Raw genomic sequence first — 13,352 nt, forward strand, 5'->3', positions numbered from 1 at the left:
CTTTGGGCAGGGTGTGTCGAAAGATCGCTGGCCCATTCGGGCTTTTGGGCGCGACAACGACGCTGACGAGGAATAACGTCGTTCTGGTGAGGGACCATGGGCACAGCTCGGCCGTGGCTGCGCTGAGCGCGCAGTACGCCGCGATGCGCGAAGGTGCGCCAGTGCGGCTCGCGAAGAAGACGTCGAACCTCTTCCGCTTCCGGGCCGATCAGGCCGGCGGGCTCGACGTCGGCAGGTTCGATCAGGTCCTGTCAGTGGACCCGGTCGGACGCACCGCACAGGTGCAGGGCATGACCACCTACGAGAACCTCGTCGCCGCGACACTTCCCCACGGCCTGATGCCGTTAGTGGTGCCGCAGCTCAAAACCATCACCATCGGCGGTGCCGTGGCGGGTCTCGGCATCGAGTCCACGTCCTTCCGCAACGGGCTGCCGCACGAGTCCGTGCGGGAGCTGGAGATCCTCACCGGCGACGGCGAGGTGGTCGTCGTCAAACCGGACGACGACCTGTTCCGCGCGTTCCCCAACTCCTACGGGACGCTCGGCTACGCGCTGCGGCTGGAGATCGAGCTGGAGCCCGTGCGGCAGTACGTGCGGCTGCGGCACATGCCGTTCGGGTCGTTCGAGGAGTGCGCCGCCGTCATAGAGGAGGTCTGCGCGGACGGCTCTGCGGACTTCGTCGACGGCACGGTCTTCTCACGGGGTGAGATGTACCTGACGTTGGGGCACTACGCCGACATCGCGCCGTACACGTCCGACTACACCGGCAACCAGATCTACTACCGGTCCATCCAGAAACGCCGCACGGACCACCTCACGATCCACGACTACCTGTGGCGCTGGGACACCGACTGGTTCTGGTGCTCGCGGGCGTTCGGCGCGCAGAACCCGGTCGTCCGTCGCATGTGGCCGAAGCGCTACCTGCGTTCGGACGTGTACCGGCGGCTGGTCGCCAAGCACCGGCAGTTGCGGCCGCGGGTGGACGTCGAGCCGGTGATCCAGGACGTGGAGATCCCCGTCGCGGGGCTCGCCGAGTTCCTCGACTTCTTCGACCGCGAGATCGGCATCACGCCGGTGTGGCTGTGCCCGGTTCGCCTGCGCGACACCACGGCCTGGCCGCTCTACCCGATGGACAAGGACACGCTGTACGTCAACGTCGGGTTCTGGTCGGAGGTCCCGGTCCGCCCGGGAGAGAAGATGGGTGACCGCAACCGGCTGATCGAGCGCGAGGTGGCTCGGCTGGGCGGCCACAAGTCGCTGTACTCGGACTCGTACTACACCGAGGACGAGTTCTGGCGGCACTACAACGGTTCGCACTACCGGTCCGTGAAGAGCCGGTACGACCAGACGAACCGCTTGCCTGATCTGTACGCCAAGTGTGTCAGGGGACGATGAATGCGGTTGGCCTCCATTTTCCAGCGCATCACAGGTGGCAGCGACGTTCGCTTCCAGGCCTACGACGGCAGTACCGCCGGGCCTGCCGCGGCCTCGGTGTCCATCGACATCAAAACACCGGAAGCCTTGTCCTACCTGGCTTCCGCGCCGGGTGAACTGGGCCTGGCCCGCGCCTACGTGACGGGTCACCTGGAGATCCTCGGCGACGTGCACGCCGGTCTCGCGCAGCTCTCCGAGTTCTCCCTGCGGGAGCTCCCGGTGCTGCAACGGCTGGAGCTGCTGCGGTTCCTGGGTCGGATCCGGTTCTCGCACAAGGTCTCGCCGCCGCCACAGGAGACCCGGCTGCACGGCCTGCGTCACTCGAAGGCCCGCGACTCGCAGGCCATCGCGCACCACTACGACGTCTCGAACCAGTTCTACGAGTGGATCCTCGGCCCGTCGATGGCCTACACCTGCGCGGTGTACCCGTCGCTGGAGTCCACTTTGGAACAGGCCCAGTTCGCCAAGCACGACCTGGTGGCGCGCAAGCTGGGACTCAAGCCCGGCATGAAACTGCTCGACGTCGGCTGCGGCTGGGGCGGCATGGTCATGCACGCGGCCCGCGAGTACGGGGTGCGCGCGATCGGCGTGACGCTCTCCCGCAACCAGGCGGAGTGGGCGCAGAAGGCGATCGTCGAGGCCGGGTTGTCGGACCTGGCCGAGGTGCGGCACCTCGACTACCGGGACGTGCGCGAGACCGGTTTCGACGCGGTGTCGTCCATCGGCCTCACCGAGCACATCGGCAAGGCCAAGCTGCCGGCGTACTTCTCTTCGCTGTACCGGAAGCTGAAGCCCGGCGGCCGTCTGCTCAACCACTGCATCACCAGGCCGAACAACAAGGAGCGGGCGCTGTCCGGTCCGTTCATCGACAGGTACGTGTTCCCGGACGGCGAGCTCGTCGGCCCCGGACACCTCGTGTCGCTGATGCACGACACCGGGTTCGAGGTGCGGCACGAGGAGAACATCCGCGAGCACTACGCACTGACCCTGGCCGCGTGGAGCCGCAACCTCGACGCGCACTGGGACGAGGCCGTCGAGGACGTCGGCGAGGCCAGGGCCCGCGTGTGGCGGCTGTACCTGGCGGCGTCCCGGCTCGGGTTCGAACGCAACAACATCCAGCTGCACCAGGTGCTCGGGGTGAGACTGGACGGGACGACGTCGCACATGCCGTTGCGCCCGGACTGGCTGTCCTAGGACGGACTGAGGGCCGCGGCTTCGTGCCGCGGCCCTGGTTCTGGGGGAGTTCTAGCTGAGCTGGCCCACGATCTGCTTGGCCGTGTTGGACGGGATCGCGAACCCGATGCCCACGCTCCCGGCCTCACCGCTGCTCGACGCCGGCGAGTAGATCGCCGAGTTGATCCCGATCAGCTCACCGGCCGCGTTCACCAGCGCACCACCGGAGTTGCCGGGGTTGATCGACGCGTCGGTCTGGATCGCCTGGTACGACACGGGCTGCGAGCGGCGGGTCTCGCCGGGCACGCTCACCTTGCGGTCCAGGGCCGAGACGATTCCGGTCGTCACGGTGCCCTGCAGGCCGGACGGCGAGCCGATGGCCATCACCGCGTCACCGACCTTCACCGAGCCGGAGTCCGCCCACTTGATCGGCGTCAGCCCCGAGGCCCCGGAGACCTGCAGCACGGCGAGGTCCGAGGTGGCGTCGGCGTTCACGACGGTGGCGGGAAGTTCCTTGCCGTCGTTGAACTTCACGGTGATCTGGCCGCCCGCGGCCGCCACGACGTGGTTGTTGGTGAGGATCTTGCCGTCCGCCGAGAGGATCACGCCGGAGCCGAGGCCGTTGCCGACGTTGACCTGCACCACGGAGGGCAGCACGTCCGAGGCGACGGCGCTCCAGTCCAGTGTGGACGTGTTGGAGATCGTCTGCGCGGAGACGGAAGTGGAGGTGGGGGTGGAGTCCGGCGAGGCGATCACCGCTCCGGTGACGCCGCCGAACAGGCCCGCGACGAGTGCCGCGGCCGTCAGCATCGGGGCCGTTCGGCGCCAGAACTTCGGGGCGACGACGACGGGCTGCGGTTCCACCAGTGACCCGCTCATCGCGGGGAAGCTCTGCTCGGTCATGACTCCACGATGGACCCCCATCATGTGAGCCAGCTGTGCCGAAACCCTGGAAAACCCTGATAAGAACTAGCTGAGAAGAAGCGCGGAGACCTCGGCGGCCGACAGCGGCGGGCCGAAGTGCGCGCCCTGCCCGCCCGTCACGCCCAGCTCGGCCAACCGCGAGGCCTCGGTCTCGGTGCGGACGTCCTCCGCGTACAGCGGCAGCCGCAGGATCGACGCCCACGTCAGCAACGTCACCGACGCGCTCTCCTCCACGCGGTTCGCACCCTCGTCCAGGCCGTGCACCACGGAGCCGGTGAACTTCACGCCGGTCAACGGCAGCCGGCGCAACCGGTCGACGCCGACGTTGCCGCCGTTCACCTGGTCGAGCACCAGGCCGACGCCGCGTTCGGCGAGGATCGTGAGCTCCTCGAGCTGGTCGTCGTTCAGCAACGCCGGCAGGTGCTCGTGCAGTTCGAAGCGCAGCAACGACGCGGGCAGGCCGGTGCGATCCAGCACGCGGGCGACCTCGGCGACGAGTTCGGGTTCCTGGCACAGCCGCGGCGGCAGGTCGATCGACAGGGCGGGCATCCGCGCGCCCAGCGCCCGGTGCCAGTCGCTCGCGTGCCGGCACGCGTCGTCCAGCGCCCAGTGCACGAGGCGGACGATCATGCCGTTGTTCGACGACTGGTCGAGGAACGAGTCCGGGCACAGCACGCCGCGTTCGGGGTGGTCCCACGCGATCTTGGCTTCCAGCGCGAGCACCGAGCCGTCGGCCAGGGAGTGGACCGGCACGTAGTCGACGCGGAACTGGCCCTCCTCCAGTGCACCGGGGATGGAGGCCGCGAGCGCGTACCGCTCCTTGTCGTGCACGTCCCGTTCGCGGTCGTACAACGCCCACTGCGCCTTGCCGTCGCGCTTGGCCCAGCCGACCGTGACGTCCGCCGCGCGCAGCAGGTCCGCCGCGTCACCGCCGCGCGCCGCCCGCGCCACGACGCCGACGCTGGTCGTCACGCCGACGCCGTGCGCGCCGAACCAGATCGGCTCCTCCAGGCGTGCCGTGAAGTCCTCGACCAGGGCGACGACGCTCCGCACGTCCTGCGGGTCCTTGATCAGGACGCCGAACTCGTCCTCGCCGATGCGCGCGATCTTGGCGATCTCCTCGGAGAACACCGCCCGCAGGTGCGTCGCGACGTGCATCAGCACCCGGTTGCCCGCCTCGTGCCCGAACGCGTCGTTCACGCCGCGGAACCCGTCGATGTCGACCTGCACGAGCGCGAGCGTGTCCGGGCCCTTCGACCCGGTGGCGCCCTCGAGCCAGCCGAGGAACTGAGCGCGGTTCGGCAGGCCCGTCTGCATGTCGTTGAGGCTCTGCCGCACGAGCTGCGTCTGCAGCGCGCGCATCTCGTTCATGTTCTCGATCATCGTGACGAGGTACGGCGGCGCGTCGTCGCCCTCGCGCACCATCGAGATCGCCATGTGCGTCTGGATGGTCTCGCCGTCGCTGCGGACCATCCGCTTCTCGACCCGGATGTTGTCGAAGTCCGACGCGATCAGCTGCTTCGTCATCTCCCGCAGCCCGGCCCTGTCGTCCGGGTGCACGAGGTCGCGGCCGCTCATCCTGCGCACCTCGTCGTGCCGGTAGTCGAGCATCGCCAGCAACGCCTCGTTGACGTCGATGATCTCGCCCTTGAGGCCGCTCACGACGATTCCGAACGCCGAGCTCTCGAAGATCGCCCGGAACTTCGCCTCGCTCGCCCTGACCGCGCCCTCGGCCCGGCGCATCGTGGTGATCGCGGCCGTGCGGCTGAGCTCCTGCTGGTCGAGCGTGCGGTCGCGCAGGCCCTCCGCGTACCCGGCGGCGAGCGCGGCCAGCTGGGGTTGCGTGACGGGGATGTGGTCACCGAGGCACGTGAGCGTCTGCTCCAGCGTCGCCGAGGAGATGAAGTCGTGCTCGACCATGGACCGGCCGACCCGCCGTGCCTCGCCCACCCCGCCACTGAGCAACTGCTCGACGTAGGCGCCGAGCAGTTCCTCGAGCTTCTCGCGCGTGAAGTTCGCGACGAGGGTGTTGGAGATCGCCGCCGCCCAGGCAACGGCGGGCTCTCGGCTGTCGACCATGTTCATTCAGCTCAGGTGGCCATTCGGAATCGGTCGAACGGGTGACAACCCACGCGGTCGAACCACCGGGTGTGGGTCCAACCGACAAGCTTACTGATCACTCAGAACCTGTCCAACGGAACCCTGAATCCCGGTCGAGATACAGCAGTTAGGCCACGAATTCACTCGTTTGAACTAATGAATCACCTTGCTGAAGGCCAGCGGGCCAATTGTCAGAGGGTCTGTATCAACGTCGAACAACGGTGTGTAACCGGTCGCCAGGTACAACCCTTTCGCCTCCGGCTGGCGAGGCCCCGTGGTCAGGTAGATCCTGGTGTACCCAAACGTTCGTGCCTCGTTCTCCAGTTCCACGAGCACGCGGCGCGCCAATCCACGCCTGCGGTGCTGTGAATGCGTCCAGATCCGTTTCAGCTCGGCGGTTTCGGCGTCGAACCTCTTGAACGCGCCACCCGCGACGGCCACTCCGGCTTCCATCAGCAGCAGGAACTGTCCGTTCGGCGGCTCGAACACATCCGCCGGTCGTTGCATCTCCTCTGCGCCCATCGGACCGTAGCGAGAGGTGTATTCGTACGTGAGTTCTTCCACTAATGGCGCCGCGTCCGGATCCGATTGCCGGACGCGGCGGACTTCGAGCGTCGTCATGCGGCGTTGGCCCGGTCCCGCTTCGCGACCTCCTCGCGCACGATGGGAATCACGTACCGGCCGAAGTCGATCGCGTCGTCGAGCAGGTCGTAACCACGCGCGGACAGGATGTCGACACCGAGGTCGTAGTAGTCCAGCAACGCCTGCGCGACGGTCTCCGGAGTGCCGACCAACGCGTTGGAGTTGCCCGCGCCACCGGTCGCCTTCGCCGTCGGCGTCCACAAAGCACGATCGAATCGCTCACCGCGTTCCGCGACGGCCAGAAGTCGTTGCGAGCCGGTGTTCTCCGGGTTGGTCAGCGAATGCCGGCGGCTCAGCGGCCCGTTCGCCTTCCGCGCCTCGATCCGGTCGACCGTCCGGTGTGCCTTCTCCCAGGCCAGTTCCTCGGTCGGTGCGATGATCGGCCGGAACGCGACCTGGATCCTCGGCACGTCCGTGCGGCCCGCGTCCCTGGCCGCCTGCTTGACCGACTCGATCTGCTGCGCGGTCTCGGCCAGCGGCTCGCCCCACAGGCAGAAGATGTCGGCCTCCGCGCCCCCTGCCGCGTACGCCGCGGGGGAGGAGCCGCCGAACGACACGTTCGGGCGCGGCTGCTGCACCGGGAACACGTCGCTCACGAAGTCCGCGAAGTGGTAGTGCTCGCCGTCGTGGTCGAACGCGGACCTGCTGGTCCAGGCCTTCTTGACGATCTGGATGTACTCGCGGGTGCGGCTGTAGCGCTGGTCCTTGGTGAGGTAGTCGCCCTCGCGCTGCTGCTCGTGGTCGGTGCCGCCGGTGATGAAGTGCACGGTCAGCCGGCCGTCGCTGATCTGGTCGAGCGTCGCGAACGTCTTGGCGGCGAACGTCGGGTAGGACACGTTCGGCCGGTGCGCCAGCAGGATCTGCAGCCTGTCGAGCTTGCTGGCGAGGTAGGCGGCCGCCGCGGAGGGTTCCGGCGCGCCCGATCCGTACGCGAACAGCACGCGGTCCCACCCGTGCTCCTCGTGCGCCCTGGCGAGCCTGAGCGTGTAGTCCTTGTCGAACGCGCCGCTTCCCGACCGCGGCGTCGTCTCCGAGCCGTCGTTCGTGGCGGCGATCCCGAGAAACTCAACTGGCATGACCGATTCCCCAGAGCTGTTGGTGGGATTGGGGCGCGTTGAGGGAGGCGCCCTTCGAGTGCACACCCGGATCTCGTTCGCCGCAACGACGTCCACAGAGCGGGATTTGCTTGCACGCGCGGGGTACTGTGGTGGTGTTCGCGTTGAGGGGCGCGGCTCGTTCTTCGTTGCCCTCCAACGGAAAGACGCGCATGCGCTCACTCGTCGTCATCGGTGGCGGCCCCCGTGCCGCCGGTCTGCTGGAACGCATCGCCGCCCAGTCGCCCACGCTGCCCCTGGCCGTGCACGTCGTCGACCCGCACCCGCCCGGAGCGGGCCGGGTGTGGCGGCACGCCCAATCCCCGTTGCTGCGCATGAACTCCATGGCCGAGGACGTCACCGTCTTCACGGACGACTCCTTTGACGGCCTGGGGCCGATTCGTCCCGGTCCGTCGCTGGCGGAGTGGACCGACATCGACCCGACGTCGTTCCCGTCCCGTCAGGTGCAGAGCACCTACCTGGCGTGGTTCTTCGACCACGTGAGGAAATCTCTGCCTCCGAACATCTCTGTGACCGTGCATCAGGCGACGGCGCTGAAGGTCGTCGGCAACTGGGTGTGGCTCGACAACGGCGAGTCCCTGAACGCCGACGTGCTGGTGCTCGCGCTGGGGCATCTCGACGCCGAACCCGAACCCGAGCACCGCAAGCTCGCCGAGCACGCGGCGGAGAACGACCTGATCTACGTGCCGCCGCTGTACTCGGCCGACGCGGACCTGTCGGCGGTGCGGGGCGATGTCGTGCTGCGCGGGTTCGGGCTCGCGTTCATCGACCTCATGGTGTTGCTGACCGAGGGTCGCGGCGGCCGTTACGTGCGCGGTCCAGAAGGGCTTTCGTACGTGCCTTCCGGCGCCGAGCCGACGCTGTACGTCGGTTCGCGGCGGGGCGTGCCCTACCACTCGAAGACCGGCTACCGGTTGCAGGGACGGCGTCCCACGTTGCCGAACTTCTTCGTCGCGGACGCCTTGAAGGGGCGGGAACTCGACTTCCGGGACGACGTGTGGCCGTTGATGGCCAAGGAGATCGCCTGGGGCCACTACCACGAGCTCTTCACCGGACATCCCGGTCTGGTGCGGATGCCGTTCGTCGAGTTCGCCACGTCGTTCGCCGCTTTGCCCTGGTACAGCGAGGAAATGCGCGAGCTGGAAGTGCTCGCCGTGCCCGATCCGGCCGACCGCGTCGACTTCGAACGGCTCGACCGCCCGCTGGCCGGCGTCACGTTCGCGTCGGCCGAGGAGTTCCAGGAGCACCTGCGCGCGTACGTCGAGGCGGACGTGGCCCGGCGCTCGGATCCGCGGCACAGCGCCGATCTGGGGGCGTTCCTGGCCCTGCTGTCGGTCTACGGCCAGCTGGCGGGCCTCATGCCGTTCGACGGCTGGTGGCACGGCTACTTCAGCTACCTGGCCTCCGGGCCGCCGCCGGACCGGCTGGAGGAGCTGCTGGCGTTGTCGCGCGCGGGAATCGTGCGGTTCCTCGGTGCCGACATGTGGGTGGACGCCGTGGAGGACGCCTTCGTGGCCGGCAGTGCGACGACGCCGGACGTGGTGCGCGCCAACGGTTTGATCGAGGCCCGTCTGCCCACGCATTCGTTGTCGCGCACGGCGGATCCGGTGCTGCGGTCGTTGCGCGCGGTCGGGGACGTCTCCGAGGACGCCGCCGGGCTGGTCCGGGTGTCGCCGGTGGGCCGCCTGATCAACGAACGCGGCGAGGAGGATCCCGTCCGGTTCGCCGTCGGCCCGTACACGACCGGGAAGGCGTTCGCGGCCTTCGCGCGACCGAAGACGAACGCCCCGGCGTTCCGTCAGAACGACGTGATCGCCAGGGCGTTGCTGGAGCAGCTAGGCGACTGAGGTGTAGCGCCCCTGGTGCCGCACCAGGGGCGCGGCGATGTCGGTGTGCGTGATGTCGAGGGGCTCGCCGACGAGCGCGATGTGGTCGCCCACCGCGATCCGCCGCGACGTCCGGCAGCGCAGCCGCACGGGAGCGTCCAGCAGCAACGGCACGCCGTCGTCGTCGGGCTGCCAGCGCGTGCCCGGACCGAACCGGTCGACGCCCTTCGTCGCGAACAGGTCCGCCAGCCCGGTCTGCGCGGCGTGCAGCAGGTGCACGGCGAACAGGGGCGCGGTCCGCAGCACCGGCCACACCGAGGCGCCCTCGCCGATCCAGACGACGACCAGCGGCGGTTCGAACGAGACCGAGGTGAACGAGGAGACCGTGGTGCCGACCGGGCCCCCCTGGCCGGTGGCCGTGACGATCGTGACGGCCTGGGCGTGGTGCTTCAACGCGTTGCGCAGCTGTTCCTTCATCGCAGCACCTTCAGGGCGTCCAGGTCGAAGTCGGTGGCGTCGGCGGGAAGCGAGGCCTCGTTGAGGAACAAGGCTTGTGGCACCAACGCACCCAGCTCGGCCAGCACCGGCCGCAGGTGCACCTCGACGGCCAGCGCGTGCTTGTCCGACGCGGCGATCTGGAGCGGTACGACGACCTTGCCCTTCAACCACCCCGGCGGCGCCTGGTCCAGCACGGCCTTGAGCAGGCCGGTGTACGCGGCCTTGTACGTCGGCGTCGCCACCACCAGCACGTCGGCCTGGCCGAGCGTCGCCAGTGCGGCCTTGATCGTGTCCGGTTCGGTGAAGACGGCGGGTGCCAGCTCCGCCGCCTCGATGACAGGCCCGTCGACGGGCACGCCCAGCGTCGAGGCGAGGGCCTCGCGCAGGGCCAGGGCCGCCTGCAGCGTGCGCGAGGCGGGCCGCGGGTTGCCGACCAGAACACCGATCTGCGTCATGCCTTCAGCACAGCCGCAAGCCGGGGGACCGTCAACCCGCGTCCACCACGCGAGAACTACTTGACGGCCTCCGCCGCCGAACGCCCGGCGACCCGTCCCGAGAACAGGCATCCGCCGAGGAACGTGCCCTCCAGCGCGCGGTACCCGTGCACGCCACCGCCACCGAACCCGGCGGCCTCACCGGCGGCGTACAGGCCCGGCAGCACCTCGCCGGACGTGTCGAGCACCCGCGACGACAGGTCGGTGTGCAGGCCGCCCAGCGTCTTGCGGGTCAGCACCGACAGCCGCACGGCGATCAGCGGACCGGCCTTGGGGTCGAGCAGCCGGTGCGGCTCGACGACCCGGATCAGCTTGTCGGTCAGGAAGTTGCGGGTCTGGCGGATCGCGTTGATCTGCATGTCCTTGCTCAGACCCGCGGTGACCTGGCGGTCGCGTTCGACGATCGTCTTCTCCAGCGCGGCCGCGTCGATCCTGCTGTCCCCGGTCAGCGCGTTCATGCCACGAGCGAGGTCGGCGACCGTGCCGGCCTGGATGAACTCCTTGGACTTCTGCGCGAACGCCTCGACGGGCGCGACGGCACCTGGCAGCGCGCGCTTGAGGACGGCCTTCGTGTCCTTACCGGTCAGGTCCGGGTTCTGCTCGGAGCCCGACAGCGCGAACTCCTTGCCGATGATCCTCTTGTTCAGCACGAACCACGAGTGCTCGTGCCCGTTCGAGGTGATGTGCTGCAACGACCCCAGCGCGTCGAAACCGGGGAACAGCGGGATCGGCAACCGCTTGCCGTCGGCGTCGAGCCACAGCGGCGACGGGCCGGGCAGGATGCGGATGCCGTGCCGCGACCACACCGGCGCGTAGTTCGCGATGCCCTCGGGGTAGTGCCACATGCGGTCTTCGTTGATGATCGCGCCGCCGGCCTTCGCCGTGATCTCCATCATCGAGCCGTCCACGAAGTCCGGCACACCGGCCAGCATGAACTTCGGCGGCTTGCCCATCCGCTCCGGCCAGTTCTTGCGCACCAGGTCGTGGTTCCCGCCGATGCCACCGGACGTGACGATCACGGCCTGCGCCTTGAGCGAGAAGTCGCCGACGACGTTGCGCGAGCTGGGTTCGGCCCGCTGGACGGACGACGGCTCCAGCACGTCGCCGGAAACGCCGTCGCACACGCCGTTGGTGACGTTGACGCTCGTGACCTTGTGGCGGAACTTCAGCGTCACGAGTCCTTTCGCGACACCCTCGCGCACCCGGCGCTCGAACGGTTCGACGATGCCCGGACCGGTGCCCCACGTGACGTGGAAGCGCGGCACCGAGTTGCCGTGCCCGTCCGCCAGGTAGCCGCCGCGCTCCGCCCACTGCACGAACGGGAACCAGCGCACCCCCATGTTGTGCAGCCAGGAGCGCTTCTCGCCGGAAGCGAAGTCCACATAGGCCTGTGCCCACAGTCGTGGCCAGTGGTCGCTCTCCCGGTCGAACGCCGCCGAACCCATCCAGTCCTGCAGCGCCAGGTCGTGCGAGTCCTTGACCCGGAGCCTGCGCTGCTCGGGGGTGTCCACCAGGAACAGCCCGCCGAACGACCACCAGGCCTGGCCGCCGAGCGACGCTTCCGGCTCCTGGTCGAGGAGAATGACCTTGCGACCCGCGTCCGCGAGCTCTGCGGTCGCGACGAGACCTGCGAGGCCCGCGCCGACGACGATGACATCCGCGTCATGTGCCATCGGGCGAGTCTAGATCTACCCCAGGTCACGCACGAGACCTGAGTCAATTTCACTTTTTGGGGGATGTTGAGGATGAGCTTCCGACCGGCCTCTGAGGTGGGCTTCACCACTCCGACCACGCGTTTTGTCGCGCCGGGCTCCGTCACGAACGGCGAGTTCGGCCTGTTCGAGTGGCGCATGGAGGCCCACCAGCCCGGCGCGCGGCCGCATTTCCACAAGACGTTCTCCGAGTCGTTCTACGTGCTCGAAGGCGAGATCACGCTGCTCGACGGCGACGAGTGGATCAAGGGCGGCGAGGGTGACTTCCTCTACGTGCCGGCTGATCGACCGCACGCGTTCCGCAACGACAGCGACGCTCCCGTGCGGATGCTGATCCTGTTCTCGCCGGGGATCGCCCGCGAGAACTTCTTCCTGGAGGTCCGCGACGCGAAGGGACTCTCGCCCGAGGAGCTCGTCGCGTTCTACGAGAGCCACGACCAGTACAACCTCTGAATTCGGCTGAGGGTGCCGTCGACCGCCACTACCGGTGAGGGGGGTTTACCGGAGTGCCGGTCGACGGCGGGTTGACCGCGGCGCGAGCACGCATCGCCTGCGGAAGGGCTTTTCCGACCTGGGGGTGTCGGATCGCCCTGGCGCGCAGCTCGAGCGCCGACGGCCAACCACATTGTTGAACGTACAACCGGACCGCTGTGTTCCGGTCGGCTTTCACTGTGACCAGGCTCAATTCCTTCAGCTCGTCTTCAGGTTCTGAACGGGTCAGACGCAGCTGGTGATCACCTGCTCACGAAAGGTCGTTGAGCTTGCGTTCTGCCGCCTTGCGAGCCTTCTCGGAGGCCGACGTGACCCGCTTGGCGTCCTCCAGCCGTTCCGCCGCCCGGTCGAACGCCCGCTGGGCCGCCAGCTGGTCGGCCTGAGCCTCGCCCAGAGCCTGCTCGGCCTCGTCCAGCACCTGCTGCGCCTCGGCCCGCTTGCGCTCCTGCCGTTCACGCCGCTTGCGGGCCAGCGCGTCCTCGCCGTCCTGCGCCGGCTCGGGCGTGGGCAGCGCGAACCCGAACCCCGAGTACTCCAGCCCCTTGGTCAGGTGGCCGTTGCGCACCTGCTCGGCGGATTCGGGATCGGCCATCGCGGCGGTCAGGGTGTTGCGCACCTGCGTGACGGCGTCGTCCGCGAGCGGTCCCGTCAGCTCCAGCGTGCGGTAGACGAGAGCCTCCATGAGCTCCTTGCGCTTGCGGCCGAGCTCCCGCATGGTCAGCTGCGCCGTGGAGAGCCCCAGGGCCTCCTCCAGGCCCTCAGGAGCGTCCCTGACGAGCTTGTTGACGGCCCAGGCGCCCACGGTCGGCCTGCGCAGCTCGGCGATGGCCTTCGCGAGGTCCTTGTCGTCGGCCTGCTTGGCCGCGGCGTTGCGGGCCGCGGTGAAGTCCTTCGGAGGCAGGCCGTAGAGCTCGTCGGCGACCGGCTTCAGGTCCATGCGCGC

The 13,352-nt window shown here is 68.6% G+C and carries 12 protein-coding genes; 4 read left to right on the top strand and 8 right to left on the bottom strand.

Translation table 11 applies throughout. The annotated features are described in order from the left end of the window. Nucleotides 1–44 precede the first annotated feature (44 nt). The gene (locus ACIQF0_RS35535) at nt 45–1,394 is read left to right on the top strand and encodes an FAD-binding oxidoreductase (protein WP_396425555.1); all 1,350 of its coding nucleotides are present in this window, start codon (nt 45–47) and stop codon (nt 1,392–1,394) included. Beyond that, nucleotides 1,395–2,627 (top strand): class I SAM-dependent methyltransferase, encoded by a 1,233-nt coding sequence (locus tag ACIQF0_RS35540; RefSeq protein WP_401037051.1) that lies wholly within the window; start codon nt 1,395–1,397, stop codon nt 2,625–2,627. Between the two features lie 51 nt (nt 2,628–2,678). On the opposite strand, the gene ACIQF0_RS35545 is transcribed toward ACIQF0_RS35540, so the two are convergent. The 4 genes from ACIQF0_RS35545 to ACIQF0_RS35560 all read right to left on the bottom strand — a co-directional run bounded on the left by ACIQF0_RS35545 (nt 2,679) and on the right by ACIQF0_RS35560 (nt 7,348). Continuing rightward, entirely contained in the window at nt 2,679–3,509 is an 831-nt protein-coding gene (locus ACIQF0_RS35545) for a S1C family serine protease (RefSeq protein ID WP_401037053.1), read from the bottom strand. Nucleotides 3,510–3,575: 66 nt separating this feature from the next. Then, a complete protein-coding gene (locus tag ACIQF0_RS35550; protein WP_401037056.1) occupies nt 3,576–5,609 on the bottom strand; it encodes an EAL domain-containing protein in 2,034 nt (677 codons plus the stop codon). Between the two features lie 174 nt (nt 5,610–5,783). Then, entirely contained in the window at nt 5,784–6,251 is a 468-nt protein-coding gene (locus tag ACIQF0_RS35555; RefSeq protein WP_360043627.1) for a GNAT family N-acetyltransferase, read from the bottom strand. Continuing rightward, complete coding sequence (locus ACIQF0_RS35560) at nt 6,248–7,348, bottom strand: LLM class flavin-dependent oxidoreductase (RefSeq protein WP_401037060.1); 1,101 nt, start codon at nt 7,346–7,348, stop codon at nt 6,248–6,250. The genes ACIQF0_RS35555 and ACIQF0_RS35560 overlap by 4 nt, the downstream gene beginning before the upstream one ends. Before the next feature lie 191 nt (nt 7,349–7,539). Here ACIQF0_RS35560 and ACIQF0_RS35565 point away from each other — a divergent pair, with 191 nt between their 5' ends. Next, nucleotides 7,540–9,234, top strand: coding sequence for an FAD/NAD(P)-binding protein (locus ACIQF0_RS35565; protein WP_401037063.1), 1,695 nt, complete (start codon nt 7,540–7,542; stop codon nt 9,232–9,234). Here ACIQF0_RS35565 and ACIQF0_RS35570 read toward each other — a convergent pair. Genes ACIQF0_RS35570 through ACIQF0_RS35580 form a run of 3 tightly spaced genes read right to left on the bottom strand, consistent with a single transcriptional unit; the run spans nt 9,223 to nt 11,878 of the window. Beyond that, the gene (locus ACIQF0_RS35570; RefSeq protein WP_401037065.1) at nt 9,223–9,690 is read right to left on the bottom strand and encodes a flavin reductase family protein; all 468 of its coding nucleotides are present in this window, start codon (nt 9,688–9,690) and stop codon (nt 9,223–9,225) included. The genes ACIQF0_RS35565 and ACIQF0_RS35570 overlap by 12 nt on opposite strands. After that, the gene (locus ACIQF0_RS35575) at nt 9,687–10,166 is read right to left on the bottom strand and encodes an NADPH-dependent FMN reductase (RefSeq protein WP_401037068.1); all 480 of its coding nucleotides are present in this window, start codon (nt 10,164–10,166) and stop codon (nt 9,687–9,689) included. Before ACIQF0_RS35575 ends, ACIQF0_RS35570 begins: the two co-directional genes overlap by 4 nt. A 56-nt stretch (nt 10,167–10,222) precedes the next feature. Then, nucleotides 10,223–11,878, bottom strand: a complete 1,656-nt coding sequence (locus tag ACIQF0_RS35580) for an FAD-binding dehydrogenase (protein ID WP_401037071.1) — start codon at nt 11,876–11,878, stop codon at nt 10,223–10,225. Between the two features lie 72 nt (nt 11,879–11,950). Here ACIQF0_RS35580 and ACIQF0_RS35585 point away from each other — a divergent pair, with 72 nt between their 5' ends. After that, the gene (locus tag ACIQF0_RS35585) at nt 11,951–12,370 is read left to right on the top strand and encodes a cupin domain-containing protein (RefSeq protein ID WP_401037073.1); all 420 of its coding nucleotides are present in this window, start codon (nt 11,951–11,953) and stop codon (nt 12,368–12,370) included. 289 nt (nt 12,371–12,659) lie between these two features. On the opposite strand, the gene ACIQF0_RS35590 is transcribed toward ACIQF0_RS35585, so the two are convergent. Next, entirely contained in the window at nt 12,660–13,346 is a 687-nt protein-coding gene (locus ACIQF0_RS35590; RefSeq protein ID WP_360043645.1) for a hypothetical protein, read from the bottom strand. Nucleotides 13,347–13,352 lie beyond the last annotated feature (6 nt).

This window comes from Lentzea sp. NPDC092896 (assembly GCF_044754905.1).
Classification (GTDB): Bacteria; Actinomycetota; Actinomycetes; order Mycobacteriales; family Pseudonocardiaceae; genus Lentzea.

Excerpts from the sequence above, each read along its gene's own strand:
- ACIQF0_RS35540 (WP_401037051.1), top strand. The coding sequence starts at position 1,395 with ATGCGGTTGGCCTCCATTTTCCAGCGCATCACAGGTGGCAGCGACGTT.
- ACIQF0_RS35545 (WP_401037053.1), bottom strand. The coding sequence starts at position 3,509 with ATGACCGAGCAGAGCTTCCCCGCGATGAGCGGGTCACTGGTGGAACCG.
- ACIQF0_RS35550 (WP_401037056.1), bottom strand. The coding sequence starts at position 5,609 with ATGGTCGACAGCCGAGAGCCCGCCGTTGCCTGGGCGGCGGCGATCTCC.
- ACIQF0_RS35555 (WP_360043627.1), bottom strand. The coding sequence starts at position 6,251 with ATGACGACGCTCGAAGTCCGCCGCGTCCGGCAATCGGATCCGGACGCG.
- ACIQF0_RS35560 (WP_401037060.1), bottom strand. The coding sequence starts at position 7,348 with ATGCCAGTTGAGTTTCTCGGGATCGCCGCCACGAACGACGGCTCGGAG.
- ACIQF0_RS35565 (WP_401037063.1), top strand. The coding sequence starts at position 7,540 with ATGCGCTCACTCGTCGTCATCGGTGGCGGCCCCCGTGCCGCCGGTCTG.
- ACIQF0_RS35570 (WP_401037065.1), bottom strand. The coding sequence starts at position 9,690 with ATGAAGGAACAGCTGCGCAACGCGTTGAAGCACCACGCCCAGGCCGTC.
- ACIQF0_RS35575 (WP_401037068.1), bottom strand. The coding sequence starts at position 10,166 with ATGACGCAGATCGGTGTTCTGGTCGGCAACCCGCGGCCCGCCTCGCGC.
- ACIQF0_RS35580 (WP_401037071.1), bottom strand. The coding sequence starts at position 11,878 with ATGGCACATGACGCGGATGTCATCGTCGTCGGCGCGGGCCTCGCAGGT.
- ACIQF0_RS35585 (WP_401037073.1), top strand. The coding sequence starts at position 11,951 with ATGAGCTTCCGACCGGCCTCTGAGGTGGGCTTCACCACTCCGACCACG.
- ACIQF0_RS35590 (WP_360043645.1), bottom strand. The coding sequence starts at position 13,346 with ATGGACCTGAAGCCGGTCGCCGACGAGCTCTACGGCCTGCCTCCGAAG.